The sequence below is a fragment of the Hymenobacter sp. BT730 genome, assembly GCF_030542105.1.
In the GTDB taxonomy this organism is placed as follows: domain Bacteria; phylum Bacteroidota; class Bacteroidia; order Cytophagales; family Hymenobacteraceae; genus Hymenobacter.
Map to the genome: position 1 here is coordinate 118,838 of NZ_JAUOFB010000003.1, position 23,939 is coordinate 142,776.

Below are 23,939 nucleotides of genomic sequence, written 5' to 3' on the forward strand. Positions count from 1 at the left end.
AAAGGGGCTAGGGAGGCACCTGGATAAATCTTCTCGTTCTACGGGCGCAATCATAGAATAGCGCATTGCCACGCCCTACTTTTGCGGCAGTTTATGCTGAAAATAATAATGCTGGTCCGCCGTCAAACATCTTCGCCGCTTCTACTGGCACTCCTGGGCCTGCTGCTGCTGCTGATTCCGTTTCTGCTGGCCGGCTCGCACAGCTACCTTCTGATAGATGATAATCTGGATGCCGAACTTTCAGTTCCCTATCTGCTGACTCGCACCGGTACAGCACTGCGGTATGGGGCGTCAACCGTAATTCCACAAGTCATGAACGGGCTGCCGCGGAATGCCCTGCGGCCGGGGCTTAGCGTTACGGTACTGCTGTTTGAGCTGCTGCCACCGTTACCAGCTTACCTGATAAATATGGCCCTGGTGCGACTGGCCGGCTTGCTGAGCATGTATGCCCTGTTGCGGTGCTGGCTCCTGCCCGGGCAGGATCAACGGAAGTTGGCTGCTGGTGTGGCGCTGGCGTGGGCACTGCTGCCCATTTACTCCATCTACGGGGTTTCGGTGCTGGGGCAGCCGGCTGTGGTACTGGCCGTGCGGGAATTGCGGCGTCAACACAAGTCACTATGGCCCTGGCTGGTATTGCTGGCTTTCCCCTTTTGGTCGACGATGGTGCTGGCCGGCTTGTTTATTCTGGTAGGGGTGGGGGCGTGGCTGCTGTGGGCTGACTGGCGTAGCCGCCAGGTAAGCTGGCTTGCCTGGATAGGCCTGGGGTTGCTGGTTATCAGCTATGCAGTAGTGGAATATCCGTTGCTATCCGCATTGTGGCAGCATCAGTTCGTACCACACCGATTGGAGTTTGATTTCGCGAAACTAGCACCTTCTACTTTTCTGGGGCAAGTGCGCAGCACACTCCAGCAATTCTTGATGGGGCAGTACCATAGCAGCCTGTTTTTTAGGGGGGTAATACTGATGACGGTTTTGCTGGTCGGTTGGCGGTCGTACCGGCGCACTGCTTTATTTCCCTGGCGTACGGTTATAGTTATTCTCCTGCTACTAGCCATGCTGGCTGCTTTCTGCGGATTTTACCCAGCATTTTTAGCCTTGGTCCAGCCCTTGCTGCCTCCACTGCGCACCTTCAATCTTACTCGCTTTAGCTTCCTGACGCCGCTGCTATGGTTTGTAATGTGGGTAATAGCCCTGCGCGCGCTGCCAGCCGGGCGTAGCCGCGCCGCCTTGGTAGCCCTGCAACTGTTGCTAGGATTAGCTATGAACCGCGAATGGACGCTAACTGCACGGGAGCTGTTGGGCCGCCCCGCCCCGCATGAGCCCAGCTATCAGCGCTTTGTGGCTCCGGCGCTTTTTGCCCAGGTTCAGCAGGATATCCGGGTGCATACCGGGCAGGTCCCGGCGCAGTATCGGGTGGCGTGCCTGGGACTGCCGCCATCCGTGGTGCAGCTCAATGGATTCTATACCCTGGATAGCTACCAGAACAACTACCCGCTACCCTACAAGCACGCCTTCCGCCCCATCATAGCCGGCGAGCTGGCTAAAAGTCCGATGCTGCGCGCCTATTTTGATGCCTGGGGTAACCGCTGCTATCTGTTTGCAGCCGAGCTGGGAAAAAACTTTCGCATAGGAGCCGGACAGCATGCGCCCATCCAGCATTTTGCGTTCAATGCAAAGGCCTTTCAACGCCTGGGTGGGCGCTACGTACTCTCCGCAGTAGCATTGGCACATCCCGGGCAAACCGGCCTTCGCCTCCAGGGCGAGTACTCCAATCAGGAAGCCTACTGGCACCTGTACGTGTATGAAGTAGCACCTTAAGCAATTGTAAAACTGCCGTGCAGAAGGGCTTAAAAAGTATGTCCTACCGGAGGAAAAAACACCGAATTCCCGCCGGAAAACCTGTAGATTTGACTTTTCGGTGTGTGAATAATGGCTAAAAATACATACAAGCAACCCACTGCGCCGGTTTCGCGGGCTTCTAATGAACCCCGGCCGGCCCGCAACCAGCCCCGGCCGGTAGCCGAGGTGCCGCGTGAAGAACGACGTGCTGCCCCGAAGGCTGCCAAAGCGCCCAAGCCGCCGCGCCAGCCCCTGAAGCTGCCTTCTTTTCAGGGTGTGTTCAGCTTCCTGCGTGACCGGCGCTTTCAGCTGTTTCTGGGCTTTTTCTTTCTGCTGAGCTCCATCTACCTCACCATTGCTTTTCTCTCGTTCCTGCTGACCGGGCACGCCGACCAAAGCGTGGTGCAGAGTGTAGATAGCACCTCGGTGAAGGAAGCCGGGCAGGAGTCGGGCAACTGGCTGGGCCTGCTGGGTGCCGTGGTAGCGCAGGTGCTGATTTACAAGGGTTTTGGCGTGGCTGCCTTTGCTGTTATTCCCATTGTATTCTTCCTGGGCTACAAAATTGTCTTCCGCCGGCAGGATGTATCCATCAGCTACGTGCTGGCACTCTGCCTGTTTGTCATGGGGTGGCTGAGCGTGCTGATGGGCTACGTAGTCCTCACCCTGGAAACGCCCGATGCCGACCCCGCCCTGGCACATAGCCTCGACTTTCTGAGCGGCGGTATTGGCTATGAAGTGGCCCTGTGGTTGGACAGCCTCATTGGCTGGGGCACTGTGTTACTGCTGGCCTTTCTACTGATTTCGTTTGTGGTTTTCTTCTTCAACGTTACCTCCCTCAACCTGCGCCGGAGCACGGAAGGGAAGGAGGCAGATGATGCCAGCAAACCAGCGGATGCCCCCTTGTATGAGCGCGCCGTAACGGCCTTTAGCCCGGCCGCCAACGGCCATACTTCCTCCTTCGAAGAGAATGAAGAGGAAGAAGCAGAGGCGCTCGGGATGACGCTGAAGCGCATTGGTACACCCGTAACCCCCGCTGCCCGCCCCACCGAACCCGAGCCCGAAGAGGAAATAGATGAGCCGGTAGTAACCACCGGCTCCGTAGCTGGCCCGGCATTTAATATAGCCCCCGCGGCCGCAATGCCCTTAAGCGTAGCGCCAGCAGCGGCAGCCACCAGCGCGGTAGCCAGTGCTGCCTTGAAAGCCGGTGGCATGGCGGCCGGCCCCAGCTTCTCTATTGAAGCCCCCGCCGACCCCGAGCCCGTAGCTGCCCGCGTACCCACCCCATTGTCTATGGCTGACCTGGCCGATGACAACGCCCCATTACCCGCCCGCCGCGAAGTAGTGGCCAAACCGGCCCTGCAAATTGAAGACTCTACGGAGCTGGACCCCGCTGCCGGCGCCGATATGGCGACCATTGCCGATGAGGACGAGGACATGGAGACCATGCCCGCCGTGAATTACGACCCCACGCTGGACCTCTCACGCTACCAGTATCCCACGCTTGAATTGCTCAACGACTACGGCGTGGCTAAGGCCCAAGTGAGCAAGGAAGAGCTGGAAGCCAACAAGGACCGCATTGTAGAGACGCTGGGCCACTACGGTATCAACATTGCCAGTATCAAGGCCACCATTGGCCCCACGGTGACGCTCTATGAAATTGTGCCGGATGCCGGCGTGCGCATCTCCAAAATCAAGAGCCTGGAAGATGATATTGCCCTGAGCCTCGCCGCACTGGGTATCCGGATTATTGCTCCTATTCCCGGCAAAGGCACCATTGGTATTGAGGTGCCGAACACCAAGAAGGAAATGGTGAGCATCCGCTCGGTATTTAGCACCGAGAAGTTTGCGCATACGGAAATGGATTTACCCATTGCCTTTGGCCGCACCATTACCAACGAAGTATTTGTGGTGGATCTGGCCAAAATGCCTCACTTGCTGATGGCCGGTGCAACAGGTCAGGGTAAGTCGGTGGGTCTGAACGTTATTCTGGCTTCGCTGCTGTACAAGCGCCACCCGGCCCAACTGAAGTTCGTGCTCGTCGACCCGAAAAAGGTGGAACTGAGCATCTTCAACAAGATAGAGCGCCACTTCCTGGCCAAGCTGCCTGACACCGACGAGGCCATCATCACCGATACCAAGAAGGTGGTGAACACGCTGAACTCGTTGTGCATGGAGATGGACCGGCGCTATGATCTGCTGAAAGATGCCGGTTGCCGCAACCTGAAGGAGTACAACCGCAAGTTCATCGAGCGTCGCCTGAACCCCAAGAAAGGCCACCGATTCATGCCTTTCATTGTACTAGTGATTGACGAGCTGGCCGATTTGATGATGACAGCGGGCAAGGAAGTGGAAACGCCCATTGCACGTTTGGCCCAGTTGGCGCGTGCCATCGGTATTCACCTGATTGTAGCCACGCAGCGCCCCTCGGTAAACGTTATTACGGGTATCATCAAGGCCAACTTCCCCTGCCGGATTTCCTTTAAGGTGACGAGTAAAATCGACTCTCGCACTATTCTGGATGCCGGCGGCGCCGACCAGCTGGTAGGGCAGGGTGACATGCTAATTTCCCAGGGCTCCGACATTATTCGGGTACAGTGCGCCTTCATCGACACGCCAGAGGTAGACCGCCTCTGTGACTTTATTGGCGAACAGCAGGGCTACCCCGATGCTTACCTGCTGCCAGAAGTGGTAGGCGAGAGTGGCAGCGGCAGCGGCGACGCGGAAGATTTCGACCCGTCCACCCGTGATAGTATGTTTGAGGAAGCGGCTCGCGTGATTGTCACGCACCAGCAGGGCAGTACTTCCCTGTTGCAACGCCGCCTCAAGTTGGGCTACAACCGGGCCGGTCGATTAATTGACCAACTAGAGCACGCGGGAATCGTAGGACCATTTGAAGGCAGCAAAGCCCGCGAGGTTTTAATTCCCGATGAATACAGTTTGGAACAGTTGTTGAATAGCCTGCCCAAGTAAGAAGTCAGAAACAGCAAAAAACGTAGAACTTCGTAGCTGTTTTTTGATGTTGAGCGATTCGCAAGGAAACTCTCGGCCCGGTTCTTGGTTCTTATTGCTTAGCTCTGAATTCACATCTTCTCTCTTCTAAATGAAAAAATTCTTGTCTCTGCTGCTCCTGTCCGCTACCGCCGTACAGATTGGTTACGCGCAGCAGGATCCGAAAGCCGGCAAAATTCTGGACCAGATGAGCGCCAAATACCAGGCCCTCAATGGTTTTAAAGCGGCTTTCACGCAAACCCTCGAAAATCCGGCTGCGAAGGTGAAAGAAAACCTCAGCGGCGACATTACCGTGAGTGGCACCAAATTCCGGTTGAAAATGAATGGCCAGGAGGTCATCAACAACGGACAGACGATGTGGACTTACATGAAGTCGGAGAATGAAGTAAACATCTCCGACTACGACCCCGAGGATCAGGATATTTCTCCTTCCCAAATCTATACACTCTACAAAAAAGGGTACAAGTACTCTTACGTACAGGAGGCCAAGGATAATGGTGAGTTGGTGGATGTCATTGAATTGTCGCCCGAAGACCGTAACAACTCGGTTTACAAAGTGCGTCTGAATGTCAGTAAAAAGGACCGCTCGGTGAAGAGCTGGAAGATGTTCAAGAAGAATGGCAACCGCTATACCTTCACCATCAAGAAATTCCAGCCCAACCCGCCTATGGATGCTACTACTTTCACCTTCGATAAAGCCAAGTACAAAGGCGTGAAGGTGATTGATCTGCGCTAGGCACACGCTAATAATCTATCATTAACCGGCCCGCTTCCAGTTCTATGGAGGCGGGCCGGTTTGGTTTTTACTTAGAACATGAGGTAGTTAGAAGTTTATATTTCCATTCTTTGTGTATTGGTAGCGTGGCAATTTCTATGCGGGAAGATTTTCTCCATTACGTCTGGCAGCAGCAGTATTTCGATAAGCAAGCGCTGCTTACTGAAACCGGCGAAGAGGTAACTGTCCTACGTCCCGGTTTTCATAACAAGGAGGCTGGCCCGGATTTTTTGAACGCTCGTCTGCAGTTGGGGGAAGTAGAGTGGAATGGCGCAGTCGAAATTCATATCCGAGCCTCCGACTGGCACCGCCACCAGCATCAGACTGATGCGCGCTACGACCAGGTAATTCTACACGTAGTGCTTATTGCTGATAAGCCCGTGCTCCGCACTGATGGTACGCCCATTCCAACCCTTGCCCTTGCGTCCCGAATTCCGCAGGAACTGCTCCATACTTACCAGCAGCTTCAGGCAACTCCACCCATAGCGCTGCCCTGCGCGCCCTTTTTATCCCAGATTCCGGACATCACGCGCATATCCATGGTCGAGCGAACCTTGCTGGAACGCATGGAGCGCAAAGCCGATACAGTACAGCAGTTGCATCAGCAATTGGATAACGACTGGGAAGCTACTGCCTGGCACGTATTGGCTGCCGGATTCGGATTCCGAAAAAACTCAGAACAGTTAGCACGGTTGGCTAAAGTTTTGCCGCTGCGCATTCTACGCCGCCACCGGGGAAATCTACTGCAAACCGAAGCTTTGTTGTTTGGGCAAGCGGGATTCCTCTCAACTTCCGGAGAGCAATCTGGAATATTAGAAGACGACTACGTGCAGACTTTACGCAGGGAATATGAATTTCTGCGGCACAAATACACCTTAGCGGAAACGGCACTACAAGAGCATGAGTGGAACTTTCTACGCATGCGTCCGGCCAATTTTCCCACGGTGCGCCTGGCGCAATTAGCGGCTTTGTTGCATGCTCGTCCTTTATTATTTGATGCACTGCTTTCGGCGCAGAATGTGGCCGCACTGGAGCAGTTTTTCAGTACGCGTAGTTCCGAGTACTGGCGCACACATTATCGACCAGGGCGTGCCGGGAAAGTGCCAATACTGGGATATAGCAGCATCCATTTGCTGATCACAAATGTAGTAGTCCCCCTGCGTGTAGCGTATGCTCGCTCCATCGGGCAGACAGAGCAGGTCGAAGCCGCGCTGCACTTGCTGACCGAACTCCCCGCCGAGCAGAATCACATTCTGGCTATCTATGATGGTTTGCCCTTTACCCACCGCACTGCCGCCGACTCCCAAGGCCTTCTGATGCTGTCTTCTGCTTACTGCCAACCCCGGCGATGCGTAGAGTGTGCCATTGGCAGCCGCATTCTGCGTCATAACTCCGTTTTGAAGTGAAAGTAGTGTTGGCTATTCTGCTCAATGCAGGGGTATTAACTATCTTAATTAGGTGGCTTCGCATCCAGCAGCAAGAAAGCCGTCTAGGTCGGTTGCTGTGGCCAATGCTGATCCTGAAGCTGGTAGCGGGCATGTTCTCCGTCTACCATCTTTCTGCCGATGCTGCCTATTTCCAGGAATGGGCTGCGCAAATGACGCTGCAGGCATGGGCCGACCCCCGGGCTTGGTTGGAAACGCTGGGTTCCGATAGTTTTCGCTTTCAGGAAAATGAGCTGGTTTTTCACGGCTTTTCCAATACGTTTTTCTTTATCAAACTGCTTTCAGTTCTCAATTTGATGACCGACGGCAGCGTGTGGATGAATGCAGGGTATCTATCCATATTCAGCTTTATTGGCTGTTGGCAGTTGGCCAAAGTTGTAGGGCAGCTATTTCCGGCCACTACCCCGCTAGCTGCTCCGCTTGCTATGCTGGCCTGTCCTAGTGTTGTGTTCTGGTCGGCGGGAATTACCAAGGAGAGTGTCCTATTAGGAGGCCTTGCCTGGCTGGCAGCCCTTGTGCTTCAGGTGTGCTATGGCAAAGGGCCGGTACGGTGGTACACAGTTATTGTAGGAGTGCTACTAGTCTGGCTATCCTTCAAAATGCGGTTCTTCTTTGCCGTATTTATGCTAATAGCCCTAGCCTTTCTGGGTTTGATCCGGGCATTACAGCAAATGAAAATGGTGCTGCCTCGCTGGGTACAAGTAAGCCTGCTGCTGGCCCTGTTTTTTGGGGCGGCCTGGAGCGCTGGAGAAGTGAGCCCGGTTTTTCGGGCTAATAAATTTACCAGCCAGCTGATCAACAACTACAATAAGTTAGCAGAACGCTCAGAAGGCAAGCCCCATTTGCGTTATACCCATTTAAAGCCCACTATCAGTAGCATTGGGCGCTACGCACCATTAGCAGCTCTAAATACCGTAGTGCGTCCATTGCCCGGGGAAGAAAAAGAATTGAAATATGTAGTAAGTAGTATTGAGAATGTGGGGATTATAGTTCTTCTGCTACTAGTCGTATGGGGCATTTTACACGGCAAAGCAGGTAAGCTGCCCTTCACAGTGGTGCTTGCCTTCAGCTTCTACTGTTTCATGATTGCTGCCTTAATAGGCCTGTCTACTCCCAACTTGGGTACCCTTAGTCGCTATAGGGTTGCATTTTTACCATTCCTACTGCTGTTGCTGCTGCAAAATGACTACGTAGCCCGCTGGCTGCATTTTCCGCGTTGGTTGCGCTAGCTTGGCAGGTGGCTAAAAGGAAAGTATCTTTGTGGTTTAGATCTATCGGCGGCCAGCTCCCGGCCGTTTGCTCCACATGGAAAATCCCGTAATTATTCTTGGTGCCCAACTCATAGGTACTGCTGCACTCGACGCATTCCTCAGCAATGACGTTGTAGTTTATTGCCTGCTCGATGACGATGCCAAATTGCAAAACACCGAGTTGAACGACGTACCCGTCATGGGCAATACGCAGGACCCGGAGTTACTAAAGCTGCTGGGTAAAAAGTGTGAGGTGTTTGTGGCTACCGAGGACACTGCCAGTCGGCGTAGTCTTACCAGCATGCTTCAAACTGAGTATAGTGTAGCCAGTGTGAATGCCATTCATGCCCGGGCCAGCGTATCAGAATTTGCCTGGTTAGGCCATGGGATTCTGGTAGGCCCCAATGCTGTCATTACGAGCCGGACAAAGGTGGGAGATGGCTGCATTATTGGGGCGAATGCTGTTGTAGAGGTAAAAGCTCAGCTTGGAGATTATGTACAGCTAGGAGCTGGAGCCATTTTGAATGCGGAAGTAGAAGTAGGTGATAATGCTTTTATTGGCGCCGGGGCTGTAGTGGTAGCAGGGGTTAAAATTGGTGCCAAAGCCCGCGTTGGCGCTGGCTCAGTTGTGGTTGCCGATGTGGCGGCTGGTCAAACCGTCTTCGGCAATCCGGCCCAAAAAGTGTAATGCCTAATGCGGAATTATGAGGGCTGGAGCAAAAAATGATATGAGCGTCAGTTCAACATCCAGTATTCATCATTCATAAATTACAAATAGAATGGACTACCGCGTGCTGCTGTACTACTGCTATACGCCTATTGAAAATCCGGAGCAGTTTCGGGAGGAGCACCACCGCCTGTGCCTGAGCCTGAACCTGCGCGGCCGTATTATTGTGGCTGCTGAAGGGCTAAATGGCACTGTATCCGGTACCATAGCTGACTGTGAGGAATATATGCGGGTGGTGAAAGCCGATGCGCGGTTTGCTGCGCTAGAGTTCAAAGTAGAACCTGCCCCGTCCCATACGTTTCAGAAGCTGCACGTACGCGTGAAGCCGGAAATTGTGAATGTCGGCCTGCCGCATATCAAACCCTACGAGCGCACCGGTGTCCATTTATCCCCCACCGAGTTCCGCGACTTGAAGGATCAGGATGATGTGGTGGTACTGGACGTGCGCTCCGATTACGAGCACCAACTGGGCCGCTTTAGAAATGCCGTAACCCTCGATATCGAAAACTTTCGGGAGTTTCCGGAAAAAGTCCAGGAACTGGAGCAATACCGAGGTAAAAAGATTTTAACGTATTGCACCGGCGGAATCAAATGCGAAAAAGCCAGCGCGTTTCTTCTCGATCAGGGGTTTGAAAATGTGTACCAGCTGCACGGCGGCATCATTAAATATGGTTTGGAAGCTGGCGGCGAGGATTTCGACGGCAAATGCTACGTCTTCGATGGCCGGGTAGCAGTGGACGTGAACCACGTAAATCCCACTTTAATTTCGGAGTGCCACCATTGTCATACCCCCTCTGGGCGCATGATTAACTGCGCCAACCCGCACTGCAACCTGCACGTAGCCATGTGTGAGGCCTGCGGTCAGCAACTGGATGGTGCCTGCTCCCAAATCTGCCAGCAGCATCCTGAAAAACGTCCCTATGATGGTACCGGGGCTTACCCCAAAAACAGTAATCATTATAGTCCCGAACAGGGCCTGCTTTCGTATCGCCCGCCCGCACTGAGTTAGTATTTTTCCGGATATTCCGGCATCCTGAGCCTGCCTTGAACGTATTTTCCTGTGCTGGCTCAGGATTTATTTTTCAGTTCCTGTACCTTATCCCCGCTTGAAAGTCCATCCCGGTTTGCTATAACTCTGGATTGAAGAGCTGCTTTCCCTTTCCTTACACTTTCCCAATTCACCCATGCCCATTCCCGCTTCCGAGCTGATCCTAAACCGTGATGGCAGTATCTACCACCTGAATCTGCTGCCCGATCATTTATCGGATACTATTATCACCGTCGGCGACCCGGAGCGAGTAGCACTGGTTAGTCAGCATTTTGATTCCATCGAGACGATGATTCAAAAGCGGGAGTTCGTGACGCACGTGGGCAATTACAGGGGCAAGCGCATTACGGTTATTTCTACCGGCATGGGCACCGATAACATTGATATTCTGCTCAACGAGCTGGATGCATTGGTAAACATTGATTTCGTTACGCGGGAAGCCCGGCCGTTGGAGGAGCGCATAGCACTGCGTATCGTCCGGGTAGGTACCAGCGGTGCGTTGCAGGAGGATGTGCCTCTGGGCTCACACCTGGTAACCGAGCATGGGGTTGGCCTGGATTCCCTAATGCAGTTTTATCCCTTAGTAGAAACTGGGCTGGAGGTAGAAGTGGCCACAGGCATTCAGCAAGCGCTGGGACTGGACTACCGCCCGTATTGTGTGCGCGGCTCTGATCTTTTGCGTGAGCAGTTGGGTGCCGGTATGCTCGTGGGCAATACCCTTACCTGCCCAGGTTTTTATGGCCCGCAGGGCCGGGTTTTGCGGCTGGATCTGCGCCTGCCGAATCTGATTGAGCAGTTTCAGAGCTTCCGCCACTACAGCGCCGAGGGTGAGTTCCGTCTGACCAATTTTGAGATGGAAACCGCTGGCTATTATGCCTTGGGGCGGATGCTGGGGCACGAAATTGTATCCCTGAATGCTATGGTGGCTAACCGTGCTACCGGCGAATTCTCACCGAACCCGGAAGAAAGCATCAACGACCTGATTGCTAAAACCCTCGACCGTCTGTAAGCAAAGGAGGGGAGTAATTTGGTAAATCCAGCTCCAGAATGATCATTCAGATAAAACAAAGCCTCGCCGCGAAAACGGCGAGGCTTTGTTTTGTACAATAGCTACCAAAGGGCTAGGATAGACTTGGCCAGGCGGTGAAAAGTTGTTTAATAAAAATCAAAACCTAGCACAGAGCGCAGCGGAATAGAGGCACCCGATTTAAGAATAAGATATTCCGCATCGTTTGCCCAAACAGTGGTATATACCCGTTTTACGCTGCCATCGGCCGTTTGAAAGTAGATATCTACTTTGCCGTGGTAGCCGTTGCCCAAGGTAGTAGCTCGCTCGGCTTCGTGCATCCGCCATTGGCGGTCAGCAGAAAGTGAGAGCACATCGTCATGCGAAAAACGGAGCCCATCAACTGATTCTTTGTCAATGGTTTCAGAAGATTGTTCAAGAGTCAGCATCGGTGTGGTAAGGTTAGGACTTGACTCTGTTAATATGCGATTTAAATTTGAAAAGTGCAATAAGTAGTAGGATGGTTTTGCACTGTCTCTTCAGTTTCTCAGCAAACTTCTGCTGGCTAGCCCTTTTAGATAATCTCTGCCAGGAAAGCCATTGTGTCTACTCCATCGGCATAGTCTGAAACAGCCGGCTCCTGGGCGCGGCCGAAAGGGAAACTGCCGGCATACAAGCCCCCAGCTGAGACAATGCACTGCGTTTGGGTAGCCACATCCGTCAGTTTGTCGGCCAGATCTACCTCATGCTGATAAGCCTGGTAATGCACCACGGAAATAGGGGAGACCAGTTGCGGGTTTTCTGTCACCAGCAGAAAGCCTGAGTCAAAATGCGCCACGCGGTTGACCAGCATAATGCTCTTGTTGTAGTCGTAGTTATTCTGGTATTTGTGGTGGTTGAGCACGTGGTTCCAGGGCTCCAGCGAATCAAGCAGATCCGTGAACTGATACCCCACGGGCACATACAGCTTGCTCACGTTGCGGCAGCCCAGGCCATAATACCGGAACAGATCAGCGCCCAGCATACCCAGGTCGTGCACTGACTCCCGGCCCGTGAGCACGGCCAGACTGGTGCGGTTGCGGCGGATAATGTGAGGCTTCTTGCCGAAGTAATAATCAAAGTAGCGGGCCGTGTTGTCGGAGCCGGTGGCAATAAAGGCATCGGCCGTGTTTAAGCGCTCCATAAACTGCAGACTGTCGGCAAAGCGCGGCTCCAGTTTGAGTAGCTCATCGGCTATCCATTGCATGAGCACGGTATCTTCCTTACTGGGCTTGGCCAGGAGCTTGTGGCCGCTGAGCAGAACGCACAGCAAATCATGAAAGCCTACCAGCGGTATATTGCCGGCCATGACCACGCCAATATTGCGCGGCGTTTCGGGCTCCTGGGGGTAGCGGGCAGCCCAGTGGCGCAGGGGCTCTTCATCCAAAAGGCGGGCAATGCCGTTTATAGCCGCAGTTACGTTGGGTTTATCAAACCAGGCGTTCTGGTTGCGTGCCCGCGCAGCCAGGCCGGTAATTTCATCGTCGGAAAGCTGTTGCAGGCGCTGGCCCAGGGCTACAAAGGCAGCGAGGCGTTCGGAATGAGTCATCGGGACGAAAAGGGAAGAAAAGCGGAATCAGCAAAAAACTCGCAAGAGTAACGGTTAGTTTCTACTTTTGCCTGCCAAACTGTTGCCGGCGGGCGCATGTTTATCAAATACACGCTCCACCTAACGCTAAATACTACGGCTATGGCCATCATGATAACCGACGAGTGCATCAACTGTGGTGCCTGCGAACCGGAATGTCCTAATAACGCTATTTACGAAGGCGGTGCTCAGTGGCGCTGGGCCGATGGCACTGCTTTGAAAGAAGTAACCGTGGACGGCGGCGAAACGGTGTCGGGCACAAGCCCGCAAACGCCCGTGTCCGACGAGTACTACTACATCGTCTCGGACAAGTGCACGGAGTGCGTGGGCTTCCACGAGGAGCCCCAGTGCGCCGCCGTCTGCCCCGTAGACTGCTGCGTCGATGACCCCGACTACCGCGAAACGCAGGAAGCTTTGCTGAAAAAGAAAGAGTGGCTGCACGCTGAGGCGAGCTAAGCCTTTTTGATCAGCCGAAGTGAAAAGCCTGCTCCGCCCGAGCAGGCTTTTTTATACCATACCCTTCCGCATACTCCGGTATTTCCGGCCCCGCCCCGAAATGCCTACTTTTGCCCCTCAAACCTGATTTCCCGCCGCTGATGTCAATCGCCAAGACCTACACCCCCGCCGACGTTGAAGCCAAATGGTACCAGCGCTGGCAGGAGCAGGGCTTCTTCAAAGCCAAGCCCAACCCGCGCAAGCCCGCTTACTCGGTCGTAATTCCGCCGCCTAACGTAACGGGTGTGCTGCATATGGGCCACATGCTGAACAATACCATTCAGGATGTGCTGGTGCGCCGGGCGCGCATGCAGGGCAAGGAAGCGTGCTGGGTGCCTGGCACCGACCACGCCTCTATTGCTACGGAAGCCAAGGTAGTAGCGCTGCTAAAGGAGAAAGGCATTGATAAGAAAGACCTCAGCCGCGAAGAATTTCTCACGCACGCCTGGGACTGGAAAGAAAAGTACGGCGGTATTATTCTGGAGCAGCTGAAAAAGCTGGGCGCCAGCTGCGACTGGGACCGAACGCGCTTCACCATGGAGCCCGAACTGACCGAGGCCGTACTGCGCGTATTCGTGGACTTGTACCGCAAGGGCCAGATTTACCGCGGCATCCGCATGGTGAACTGGGACCCCATGGGCGGCACGGCTTTGAGCGACGAGGAAGTAATTCCGAAGGACACCATGGCCAAGATGTACCACCTCAAATATGAGGTAGTAGGGCATCCGGGCCAGTTCCTGACGGTAGCTACTTCGCGCCCGGAAACCATTATGGCCGACGTAGCCGTGGCCGTAAACCCCCACGACCCTCGCTATACCCACCTGCACGGCGCCAAAGTGCGCATTCCGCTGCTGGGCCGCGAAATTCCGGTGATTCTGGATGAGTACGTAACCATAGAGTTTGGTACTGGCGCGTTGAAAGTAACGCCCGCGCACGATTTGAACGACTACGAGCTAGGCCTCAAGCACAACCTGCCCGTTATCGATATCCTGAACAACGATGGCTCGCTGAATGAAAAGGCACAGCTGTACGTAGGGCAGGACCGTTTTGCTGCCCGCCGCAACATCGTAAAAGACCTGGAAGATGCCGGCCAGCTGGACAAGGTAGAGGAGTATGCCAGCGTGCTGCAAACCTCTGAGCGCACCGGGGCGGTTATTGAGCCGCGCCTGAGCTTGCAGTGGTTCTGCAAGATGGACCAGATGGCAAAAAAGGCCCTGGAAGTCGTAGAGAACGACGAAATCAAGCTGCACCCGCCCAAGTTCAAGAACATGTACCGGGTGTGGATGGAGAACGTGCGCGACTGGTGCATCTCCCGTCAGCTGTGGTGGGGCCAGCGCATTCCGGCTTACTATCTGCCTGATGGCACCTTCGTGGTAGCCCTAAACGAGGAGGAAGCCGTGCAGCTGGCCCGCGTACAAAGCGGCAACCAGGACCTCACGGCCGCCGACCTGCGCCAGGATGAAGACGTGCTGGATACCTGGTTCTCCTCCTGGCTCTGGCCCATTTCGGTGTTCGATGGCTTTAAGGACCCCGACAACGCCGACATCAACTATTTCTACCCTACTGATGACCTGGTAACCGCCCCCGAAATCCTGTTTTTCTGGGTGGCGCGCATGATCATGGCCGGGCTGGAATACCGCAAGGAAGTGCCGTTCCGCAACGTGTACCTCACCGGCATTGTGCGCGACGCGCAGGGCCGCAAGATGAGCAAGAGCCTCGGTAACTCACCTGATCCGCTGGACCTCATTGCCCAGTACGGCGCCGATGGCGTGCGCACGGGCATGCTGTTTTCCTCGCCGGCTGGCAACGATCTGCTGTTCGATATCAAGCTGGTAGAGCAGGGCCGTAACTTCACCAATAAGCTCTGGAACGCCTTCCGCCTCACCAAGGGCTGGGAGGTAGATGCCGCGCTGCCCTTCGTCAATGCCAAAGCCGTAGAGTGGTTCTCGGCCAAGCTGCAGACCTCTCTGGCCGAGATGGACGAGCACTTCGAGAAGTTCCGGATGAGCGACTCGCTGATGACGGTGTACAAGCTGGTATGGGACGACTTCTGCTCCGTGTACCTGGAGATGATTAAGCCCGCGTACCTGGCGCCCATTGATGCCGAAACGCTACGCCACACCAACAGCTTCCTGGAAACCCTGCTGAAGCTGCTGCACCCGTTCATGCCCTTCATCACGGAGGAAATTTGGCACGAGCTGGCCGAGCGCGGCCCTAAGGACTACCTCTGCGTAGCGCCCTGGCCCAAGCAGCAGCCCGTAGCCGGCAGCCCCGAGGTAATTGCCCGCATGGAGAAGGCCCTGGACATCGTAGCCGGAATCCGCAACATTCGGAATCAGAAAGGCCTCGGCCCCAATAAGCCCCTCACGCTGGCCGCCAAAACCGACGACGTAGCGCTTCTGCAGAGCTACGACGCCATCATCCGCAAGCTGGGTGCCCTCAGTGACATCAGCTTTGTAGAGGCTGCTCCGGCGGCCGCAGTGGGCTTCGTGTCCGGTGGGGTGGAGTTCTTTGTGCCCCTGGAAGGTCAGATTGATCTGGGGGCAGAAAAGGAGCGTTTAGCTAAAGAGCTAGAATACGCGCAGGGCTTCCGGGACTCGGTGCAGAAAAAGCTCGGTAACGAGAAATTTGTGCAGAACGCCAAGGCCGACTTGGTAGAGCGGGAGCGGCAGAAGCTGGCAGATGCTGAAGCGAAAATTACCGCGCTGGAGCAAAGCCTGGCAGCGCTGTAAAGATCCGATACTTCACCGCCAAGAAAAAGCCCCGACTGCGTTTGCAGTCGGGGCTTTTTTGGTTTTCCAAAGAGGCTATTCCAGCACGTAGTCTACGCGCTGCCAGGAAATCTGTTGGGGGCCTTTGGCCTCGTAGCGCAACAGCATCTGGCCGGCGCTGTGGCCATCGTCGAAAGATGCCAGGGCATAATGGTCGCTTAGCACGCTTATATCCCGAATTTTCATGGTGCCACCCACCTTGCCTTCGGCAGGCAACAGGCGCTGCTGCTGGCGCTGCAGGCTGGTACGTAACATAGTGCCCGGGTTACCCAGGCCACGGCTCACCAAGCGGCTCAGTTGGGCCGTAGTCAATAAGTCGTGGGGTTCTGTGGCTGTAGTTTCCTTTGCTTCTTTCGCCGGGGTGGCGTCGGGCTTGGGGTTGCCGTTGGCTTTCATTTGCAGCTGGAAATTCACCTGCTGGCAGTCGGCAAACCGCTTGTCCGCCAGCTGTAGTGCTTGCTCAAGTTGAGTGGTCTGGTAATACAAAAATCCGATGAGCCCGAGGGATATTACCAAGGCGAAAACCGACAAGATACTTTTCATAAGCTGTTGAAAGTTAAAAAGAAAAGCCCATCAAGTTGACGGGCTTCTTTATTAATGACACGTCCGGAAACGCAAGGAAATTAGATAGCCGTATTCGGGTCAAACTGCTCCAGGTAATCGGCTACTTTGCGCACGAACATACCGCCCAGGGAACCGTCTACTACGCGGTGGTCGTAGCTGTGCGAGAGGAACATGAAGTGGCGCACGCCAATCAGGTCGCCCTGCGGTGTCTCAATTACAGCGGGCTTTTTCTTAATGGCCCCTACGGCCATAATAGCCACCTGCGGCTGCATGATGATAGGTGTGCCCATCACATTGCCGAAGGAGCCCACGTTGCTCAGCGTGTAGGTGCCACCTTCCAGATCTTCAGGCTTCAGCTTGTTGGCGCGGGCCCGGTTAGCCAAGTCGTTTACCTTTTTGCTAAGGCCGTTCAGGTTCAACTGGTCAGCGTTATGAATCACGGGCACAATGAGGTTACCGGAAGGCAATGCTACGGCAACGCCAATGTTGATGTCGCGCTTCTTGATGATGTAGTCGCCATCAATAGAAACGTTAATCATGGGGAAGTCCTGAATAGCACGAGCCACGGCCTGGATGAAGATGGGCGTGAAGGTGAGATTCTCGCCTTCGCGCTTCTTGTACGCATCCTTGTGCTTGTTTCGCCAGTTCACCAGCTCCGTCACGTCAGCTTCCACAAACGAAGTAACGTGGGGCGAAATACGCTTGGAGTCCACCATGCGCTGCGCAATCATCTTGCGCATGCGGTCCATTTCAATCAACTCCTGACCGCCGCTCACGGAGGGTACAGGCTTGGATGCAGCAACAGCCGGAGCTGCTGCTTTGGCAGGTTCCGCAGCGGGTTGGGGAGCTGTCGGTGTCTGAGCTGCTGGCTGTGCGGCCGGTGCGGGGGCTTCTTGCGGCGGCGCGGGCTTCTTGCCCGAGGCTACATAATCCAGAATATCCTTTTTTGTCACGCGGTTTTCCTTGCCGGTACCCGGAATATATTCCAAGTCAGCCATGGAAATGCCTTCTTCGCGGGCAATGCTGAGCACCAGTGGCGAGTAGAAGCGGCCGGGGTGCGCTACGCTCAGGCGCTGGTCGGCCTGAGGGTCAAAAGGCTCTGGTAAATAGGGAACGGCAGCGGGTACAGCAGCCCCATTGATGGCATGTGCGGGCGTGGCGGCGGCAGCAACCGGAGCCAAAGCCCCTGCGCTGGCTGCATCCGTTTCCAGAATGGCAATGGGGGCGCCTACGGCAACTACCTGGCCTTCCTGAACCAAAATTTCCTGCAACACGCCGGCGTAAATGGCTGGTACTTCGGTATCTACTTTATCCGTAGCTACTTCCAGCACCGATTCGTCCTGCTCAATGGTGTCGCCTACCTGTTTGAGCCATTTCAGGACGGTGCCTTCCATAATGCTTTCGCCCATCTTGGGCATCACCATTTCCACTCGTGCCATGCGTATTTTGGGAATTTGGGTTGTTGGGGGTTGGGGTCAGGAAACTATTTGATTGCCTGGGCAGGTATCGGGTGGGTGCCCAAAAATCGTGGCAAAGGTAGGCTTTTTGCCGGGTCAGGAAGAAGGACTGCGTGCGAAGATTCGCCGGTGGTTAAATACCTTCTCTGAAAAGTGCTGGCTTAGCGCCGGATTAACTCGAAGATACCGCCGATGTAACAGGGGCCAGGTTGGTGCGCAGCATATCCAGCAGGGCAGTAGTAGTGTATTCAATATTGAGCTGGCGGCCGCGGTTAAAACTTAGCTGTCGGCTTACGGTACGGTGCGCATCCGCATAAGCAATCCAGATAGTGCCCACCGGCTTTTCGGGCGTGCCGCCGTTGGGGCCGGCTATACCGCTGGTAGCTATGGCTACATCCACATTCAGATGCTGGCGCAGCCCTTCGGCCATTTCCCGTACTACGGTTTCACTCACAGCTCCATATGCAGTTAAGCTTTCATTGCTTACGTGTAATTCTTTGATCTTTATGGTATTATCATAAGCAATGATGCTTCCTTTGAAATAGGCGGAACTGCCGGGTACGCTGGTCAGGCGGTGGGCTACATAGCCACCAGTGCAGCTTTCGGCTGTGCCCACGGTGAGGCCTCTTTCGCGTAGCAGCTCGCCAATAGCCTCTTCCAATGTTACCTCGCCCTCGGCAAAAATGTGTTGACCCAGCTTCTCCCGCAGAGCTGGTAGGAGGGCCCGCATCCGTTCCCGCAGGTTAGGCTGGCCGTCGTCGGTGCCGGTAAGGCGCAGGCGTACGCCTCCTATATTGGGCAGGTATGCCAGGCGAATGTTAGCTGGAAGTGCCTCTTCCCAATCCTCAATTCGCTGCGCCAGAAATGACTCGCCCAAGCCCACCGTCTGAATGACCACGTGCTCAATGGCGGGTGTATGGAAATGCTCCTTTAATCTGGGTAGCACAATGTCGGTCATCATGCGCTTCATCTCAAACGGCACCCCGGGCATGGAAACGAATACCACGCCGCGGTCCTCAAACCACATGCCTGGGGCTGTGCCCATAGTATTGCGAATAGGCGTGCAGCTGGCGGGCAGGAAGGCCTGCTGGCGGTTCACCTCTAACATAGGGCGGTTGTAACGGGCAAAAATGGCTTCCACGTCTCGTAGGGAAGGCTCGTGCAGAACCAGCTCGGTGCCAAAATAGTCGGTGAGAATGTGTTTGGTCAGGTCGTCTTTAGTAGGACCTAAGCCGCCGGTTATCAGCACCAAAGTGGCCCGTTGCCGGGCAGCATCCAGGGCTTGCACAATTTCTTCGGCCCGGTCTGATACACTGGAAATCTGCCGCACGCGTATGCCTAGCTTTCCTAATTCCTGCCCCATAAAGGCCGAGTTCGTATCGATAACCTGACCATATAACAGCTCGTCGCCAATTGTAATGATTTCGGCATTAGGTACTTGGTGCATCATGGGGGAGTGGGAGTATTTTTTCTGAAATTTGGTCCGGTTTGTGCCAAAAGGCAAAAGCGTCCTTCCGGGCACCTAACCAACCGTTGCTGCTTCGAGTTATGAAAAAGATTCACTATTCACTGCTGCTGGCCCTTTTCTTTGGGGTGAATGTAGCCGCTTCCGCCCAGATTAAAATTTCGGACCTGGGCCGTATACTGGGTTCTGCTTCGAAAGTTAAAACCAAGTCTAAAACTACTTCCCAGACCAGCAGCGGCAGCGTTACGCAAGCCGAGGCTGCCAAAGGCCTGCAGGAGGCGCTGGTGCAGGGCATCAGCAAGGGGGCCGATCAAGCCTCCCAGACCGACGGGTTTTATCTGAACCGCCTTATTCGCATTCCTTTTCCGCCTGATGCCCAGCGCGTAGCCACTACGCTGCGGCGCATTGGGCTAGGCTCAGAGGTAGATAAGTTTGAGCTTTCTCTGAACCGAGGAGCCGAAGATGCTGCCAAGAGCGCTAAACCCATCTTTATTTCGGCCATCAAAAGCCTCACATTTAAAGATGTTTGGGGCATCCTGACGGGCCAGAAAGACGCGGCTACCCAGTACCTGAAGCGCACTACCTCTGAGCAGCTTACCACGGCTTTCCAGCCCATTATCCAGCAGTCGTTGGACAAAGTAAGCGCCACCCGATACTACACCGATCTGACCACGCGCTACAATCAGATTCCGTTTGTGAAGCCCGTGAACACGGACCTGAACCAATACGCCACGGGCAAAGCCATTGATGGTCTGTTCACGCTCATTGCGCAGGAAGAAGCCAACATACGGGAAAACCCGGTAGCTCGTACCACCGAGCTGCTGAAGCGCGTATTTGGCCGCAAGTAGCCTTCAAGAAAAGATGGTAGGTCAGTAAGTAGCAACAATCAAAAGGCCCGCCTTCCGTACTGGAAGGCGGGCCTTTTGATTGTTTTATAGGAGTTAATGGAAAGCAGGTAATGAGCACCAACGGCTAGTAGTCATCATCATCGTAGCGGCCTTTGCTTTTGCGGCTGCTGCTGTAACTGTCCGTATCATCTAAGTCGTCGCTGAAATCATCGTCTTCATCATCGTCGCCGAAGCGGGAGAAGCCACTGCTGCCATCCGGGTCCTCGGCGGCTTCGGCGGTGGTGTATTCTTCTTCTGTCATGCTGGCCAAATCCAGCGCCTCGTCGTGTGAGGAGCCGGTGTCACGCCACATCAGGTAGTCGGCATACTTCGCCGACAGGCGGTCTTCCGTATTGCCGCGGGTTTTGCTGCCGCCAGTTTTGGCAAAAGTATCCAGCTCGTCGTCATCGTCGAGGAAGTCGCCGTCGAGGTCGTCGTATTGTCTCATGGCCGGTAAGGGCGATAAAGGGTGAAAGGATGCCTGTGTAATAAGACGCTTGCCGCTGCGAAGATACGGACTAAGCGGATTTCAGTTCGAAGGAAAACATAAAAACAGGGCTACAACTTTTGGGCATGCAGCTTGGTTCCCACGCTGGAAAAGAAGTGTCAATAATTCCTGGATAGCTAGTGTTATCGGGCGCCCTGGGTACCGAAGTCTGTAATCTGGAGGTGCTCGGTACAGAATGCATACTCTTCCGGCACATTAGAGCTCACCAGCACTAAGCGGCCGTCCAAAGTAGCCTGCACGTGCTCCTGATACCAGGCTATGCCTGTACGGTCCAGGTTAGTGGTGGGCTCATCCAGTAGCAGAAGTGGCGCGTGGCTATACAGTGCCAGGCCCAGCTTAAGCCGCTGTTTCATTCCCGAAGAAAAGTCGCGCACCAGCTTGTGCCTGGATTTCTCCAGGTACATCAGCTCAATCAGGCGGGTAGCAGTGGTGCCCGGCCGGAGGGGCTTGAATCGGGTATGAAAATGTAAGAGTTCGGTCAGGGTCAACTCCTCAATCAGCTCCAGATACGGCGCACAATACGCCAGCAAGGGTGGGAGTTCCTCTACGGGTATTACTCGGCCCTGAAATGTATAGGTGAGGGTGCCTTCTGAGGAAAGCAACTGCCCGGAAAGTGTATTGAGCAGGGTGCTCTTGCCGGCACCATTGGGCCCCAGAATAGCCGTTGCTGAACCGGGCGCAAAGCGGTGCGTCAGGCCGCGAAAAATCCACTCCCGGTGAAAGCGCTTACCCAGCCCAGTGGCCTCAATCTGCACTGGAATTGCCGCGCGTATACCCTTTGATTACCCCACGGCCCGAGTTACGGATGAAGTTAACCACCTCATCCCGCTCTGGCGAGGGGGCCAGCTCCAGCTCAATCTTCTCCAGCGCATCGTTATTGTTCAGGCCGCTTAGAAACAGCAGACGGTAGAACTGTTGTATTTCGCTGATTTGCTGGTCTGAGAAGCCCCGGCGGCGCAGGCCAATGGAGTTGATGCCGCTGTAAGTCAGCGGCTCACGGCCCACTTTAACAAATGGTGGTACATCTTTTCGCACCAAGGAGCCGCCCGATACCATAGCATGCTGGCCCACGCGTACAAACTGATGTACAGCAGAGGAGCCACCAACAATGGCATAGTCGCCAATTTCAACGTGGCCGGCAACCTGTACCGTATTGGCCAGAATGCAATGATTGCCAATGATACAGTCATGGGCAATGTGCACGTAGGCCATCAACAGGCAATTGGCCCCTACCACGGTTTTGAGGCGGTCGGTGGTGCCGCGGTTTACCGTGACGCACTCCCGAATGACGGTATTGTCGCCGATGTGGGCCGTAGTACGTTCACCTGCAAACTTCAAATCCTGAGGAATGGCGGAAATTACCGCGCCCGGGAAAATCTTGCAGTTTTTGCCAATGCGGGCCCCGGCCATAATGGTTACGTTGGGCCCAATCCAGGTGCCTTCCCCAATCTCAACGTCCTTGTCGATGGTGGTGAAGGGCTCCACTACCACGTTCTGGGCAATTTTCGCTTCGGGGTGAATATAGGCGAGCGGCTGGTTCATTCTGGGAGGGAATTCTGAATTATGAATTCTGGGCTATGAATTACAGAAACGACAGAAGCCTTCAGTCAGATTGCCGGGCTTACGGTTTCGGTGATAATTCATTAGGCAGAATGCAGAATTGAAAAGTTAAGCGTCTTTGCGGACGATGGCAGCACTCATTTCGGCCTCCATCACCACTTTGCCATTTACAAAAGCCTGGCCTTTCATTTTGGCAATGCCCCGCTTAATAGGAGCTAACAGCTCGCACTTGAAAAGGATGGTATCACCGGGCAATACTTTCTTGCGGAAACGGCAGTTTTCAATGCCCAGAAAATAGGTCCAGTAGTTCTCGGGGTCTGGCACTGTGTTCAGCACCAGGATGCCGCCGGTCTGGGCCATAGCCTCAATCTGCAGCACGCCCGGCATAACCGGGTTGCCGGGGAAGTGGCCCTGGAAGAAGGGCTCATTCATGGTAACATTTTTCACGCTAGTTACCGTGGAGGCATCCAGATGAATAATCTTATCAATAAGCAGAAAAGGGTAGCGGTGGGGCAGGGTAGCGGCAATCTTGTTGATGTCCATGACCGGCGGGCGCGAGGGGTCGTAGCTGGGCACTGGCGAGGAGTCGGCCTCCTGCATTCTCTTTTTGATCTTCTTGGCAAAGGCCACATTAGCGGCGTGCCCGGGGCGGGCCGCCAGAATCTGTCCTTTTAACGGGCGGCCAACCAAGGCCAAGTCACCAATGAGGTCGAGGAGTTTATGACGGGCCGGCTCGTTTTTGTGGCGCAGGTCCACATTGTTCAGAATACCTTCCTTCTTCACCGCCACTTTGGGCTTCCCCAGCATAGTAGCCAAGTCGCTCAGCTCATCCTCACTCACTACCCGGTCTACCACCACAATGGCATTGCTCAGGTCGCCGCCTTTGATAAGGTTCTGCTTGTAAAGGGCTTCTAACTCGTGTAGAAAGCAGAAAGTGCGGGAGGAAGCAATTTCACTCTCAAACTGAGAAATATCCGTCAGCGACGCGTGCTGCGAGCCTAGTACCGGCGAATTATAATCCACCATGACGGTGAGGCGGTAGTTATTCAGCGGAAGGCCGGCAATTTCCACAGCCCGGGCATTATCCACAAAGCGGATTTCGTCGGGAATCTCAAAGTAGTTGCGCAAGGCATTCTGCTCCTCCAGCCCTACTTCCTGCAGAGGCTTGATGAATTCGTAGCTCGACCCATCCATGATGGGGGGCTCAGGCCCATCCAACTGAATCAGCACGTTATCAATCTGCAAGCCCACCAAAGCAGCCAGCGTATGCTCCACCGTATTTACGCGGGCACCATTCTGCTCAATAGTGGTACCCCGGGAGAGGTCAACCACGTTATCAACGTCGGCATCCACAATGGGCTGGCCGGGCAGGTCGATACGCTGAAACTTGTACCCGTGATTAATCGGAGCCGGGCAAAAAGTCATGGTAGCCACTACGCCAGTATGCAGGCCAATGCCGCTCACTGTAACAGGGGCTTTGATGGTATGTTGCTTATCGTTCATTGG

At 54.6% G+C, this 23,939-nt stretch carries 20 protein-coding genes; 11 read left to right on the plus strand and 9 right to left on the minus strand.

Annotation, left to right across the window (positions count from 1 at the left end; translation table 11 throughout):
* The first annotated feature begins 93 nt into the window (after positions 1–93).
* The 8 genes from Q4G72_RS10350 (at position 94) to Q4G72_RS10385 (ending at position 11,102) form a co-directional block, all read left to right on the plus strand.
* Positions 94–1,818, plus strand: a complete 1,725-nt coding sequence (locus Q4G72_RS10350; protein WP_303311352.1) for a DUF6044 family protein — start codon at positions 94–96, stop codon at positions 1,816–1,818.
* A 111-nt stretch (positions 1,819–1,929) separates the two neighbouring features.
* Positions 1,930–4,809, plus strand: coding sequence for an FtsK/SpoIIIE family DNA translocase (locus Q4G72_RS10355; protein ID WP_303311353.1), 2,880 nt, complete (start codon positions 1,930–1,932; stop codon positions 4,807–4,809).
* 130 nt (positions 4,810–4,939) lie between these two features.
* Positions 4,940–5,584, plus strand: a complete 645-nt coding sequence (gene lolA1 / locus Q4G72_RS10360; RefSeq protein WP_303311354.1) for an outer membrane lipoprotein periplasmic chaperone LolA1 — start codon at positions 4,940–4,942, stop codon at positions 5,582–5,584.
* A gap of 137 nt (positions 5,585–5,721) precedes the next feature.
* Positions 5,722–7,029: a DUF2851 family protein gene (locus Q4G72_RS10365; protein ID WP_303311355.1), complete on the plus strand. Its 1,308-nt coding sequence runs from the start codon at positions 5,722–5,724 to the stop codon at positions 7,027–7,029.
* 104 nt (positions 7,030–7,133) lie between these two features.
* Positions 7,134–8,297, plus strand: coding sequence for a hypothetical protein (locus tag Q4G72_RS10370; protein ID WP_303311356.1), 1,164 nt, complete (start codon positions 7,134–7,136; stop codon positions 8,295–8,297).
* A 76-nt stretch (positions 8,298–8,373) separates the two neighbouring features.
* Positions 8,374–9,006, plus strand: a complete 633-nt coding sequence (locus Q4G72_RS10375; protein WP_303311357.1) for a NeuD/PglB/VioB family sugar acetyltransferase — start codon at positions 8,374–8,376, stop codon at positions 9,004–9,006.
* A gap of 91 nt (positions 9,007–9,097) precedes the next feature.
* Positions 9,098–10,054, plus strand: coding sequence for an oxygen-dependent tRNA uridine(34) hydroxylase TrhO (gene trhO, locus Q4G72_RS10380; RefSeq protein ID WP_303311358.1), 957 nt, complete (start codon positions 9,098–9,100; stop codon positions 10,052–10,054).
* 175 nt (positions 10,055–10,229) lie between these two features.
* The gene (locus Q4G72_RS10385) at positions 10,230–11,102 is read left to right on the plus strand and encodes a nucleoside phosphorylase (protein WP_303311359.1); all 873 of its coding nucleotides are present in this window, start codon (positions 10,230–10,232) and stop codon (positions 11,100–11,102) included.
* 146 nt (positions 11,103–11,248) lie between these two features.
* Here the strand turns inward: Q4G72_RS10385 and Q4G72_RS10390 are convergent, their stop codons facing one another.
* Together Q4G72_RS10390 and Q4G72_RS10395 are read right to left on the minus strand one after the other, a co-directional pair.
* Positions 11,249–11,548: a hypothetical protein gene (locus Q4G72_RS10390; RefSeq protein ID WP_303311360.1), complete on the minus strand. Its 300-nt coding sequence runs from the start codon at positions 11,546–11,548 to the stop codon at positions 11,249–11,251.
* Positions 11,549–11,673: 125 nt separating this feature from the next.
* A complete protein-coding gene (locus tag Q4G72_RS10395) occupies positions 11,674–12,687 on the minus strand; it encodes an acyl-CoA reductase (RefSeq protein ID WP_303311361.1) in 1,014 nt (337 codons plus the stop codon).
* A gap of 141 nt (positions 12,688–12,828) precedes the next feature.
* Here Q4G72_RS10395 and Q4G72_RS10400 point away from each other — a divergent pair, with 141 nt between their 5' ends.
* Both Q4G72_RS10400 and Q4G72_RS10405 read left to right on the plus strand, forming a co-directional pair.
* On the plus strand, positions 12,829–13,182 hold the full coding sequence (locus Q4G72_RS10400) for a 4Fe-4S dicluster domain-containing protein (RefSeq protein ID WP_303311774.1): 354 nt from the start codon (positions 12,829–12,831) through the stop codon (positions 13,180–13,182).
* 140 nt (positions 13,183–13,322) lie between these two features.
* A complete protein-coding gene (locus tag Q4G72_RS10405) occupies positions 13,323–15,953 on the plus strand; it encodes a valine--tRNA ligase (RefSeq protein WP_303311362.1) in 2,631 nt (876 codons plus the stop codon).
* A 75-nt stretch (positions 15,954–16,028) separates the two neighbouring features.
* Here the strand turns inward: Q4G72_RS10405 and Q4G72_RS10410 are convergent, their stop codons facing one another.
* From Q4G72_RS10410 to Q4G72_RS10420, 3 genes are all read right to left on the minus strand, one after another.
* On the minus strand, positions 16,029–16,535 hold the full coding sequence (locus Q4G72_RS10410; protein ID WP_303311363.1) for a hypothetical protein: 507 nt from the start codon (positions 16,533–16,535) through the stop codon (positions 16,029–16,031).
* Positions 16,536–16,615: 80 nt separating this feature from the next.
* Positions 16,616–17,995, minus strand: a complete 1,380-nt coding sequence (locus Q4G72_RS10415; RefSeq protein WP_303311364.1) for a dihydrolipoamide acetyltransferase family protein — start codon at positions 17,993–17,995, stop codon at positions 16,616–16,618.
* Between the two features lie 190 nt (positions 17,996–18,185).
* Positions 18,186–19,463 carry a competence/damage-inducible protein A gene (locus tag Q4G72_RS10420; RefSeq protein WP_303311365.1) on the minus strand — a complete coding sequence of 426 codons (1,278 nt, stop codon included), beginning with the start codon at positions 19,461–19,463 and terminating at the stop codon, positions 18,186–18,188.
* Positions 19,464–19,561: 98 nt separating this feature from the next.
* Here Q4G72_RS10420 and Q4G72_RS10425 point away from each other — a divergent pair, with 98 nt between their 5' ends.
* On the plus strand, positions 19,562–20,326 hold the full coding sequence (locus Q4G72_RS10425; protein WP_303311366.1) for a DUF4197 domain-containing protein: 765 nt from the start codon (positions 19,562–19,564) through the stop codon (positions 20,324–20,326).
* Positions 20,327–20,450: 124 nt separating this feature from the next.
* On the opposite strand, the gene Q4G72_RS10430 is transcribed toward Q4G72_RS10425, so the two are convergent.
* The 4 genes from Q4G72_RS10430 to Q4G72_RS10445 form a co-directional block, all read right to left on the minus strand.
* Positions 20,451–20,813, minus strand: a complete 363-nt coding sequence (locus Q4G72_RS10430; protein WP_303311367.1) for a hypothetical protein — start codon at positions 20,811–20,813, stop codon at positions 20,451–20,453.
* A 182-nt stretch (positions 20,814–20,995) separates the two neighbouring features.
* Positions 20,996–21,628 carry an ABC transporter ATP-binding protein gene (locus Q4G72_RS10435; protein WP_303311368.1) on the minus strand — a complete coding sequence of 211 codons (633 nt, stop codon included), beginning with the start codon at positions 21,626–21,628 and terminating at the stop codon, positions 20,996–20,998.
* Positions 21,618–22,415, minus strand: a complete 798-nt coding sequence (lpxA, locus tag Q4G72_RS10440) for an acyl-ACP--UDP-N-acetylglucosamine O-acyltransferase (protein WP_303311369.1) — start codon at positions 22,413–22,415, stop codon at positions 21,618–21,620. The genes Q4G72_RS10435 and lpxA overlap by 11 nt, the downstream gene beginning before the upstream one ends.
* A gap of 126 nt (positions 22,416–22,541) precedes the next feature.
* Positions 22,542–23,936, minus strand: coding sequence for a bifunctional UDP-3-O-[3-hydroxymyristoyl] N-acetylglucosamine deacetylase/3-hydroxyacyl-ACP dehydratase (locus tag Q4G72_RS10445; protein WP_303311370.1), 1,395 nt, complete (start codon positions 23,934–23,936; stop codon positions 22,542–22,544).
* Positions 23,937–23,939 lie beyond the last annotated feature (3 nt).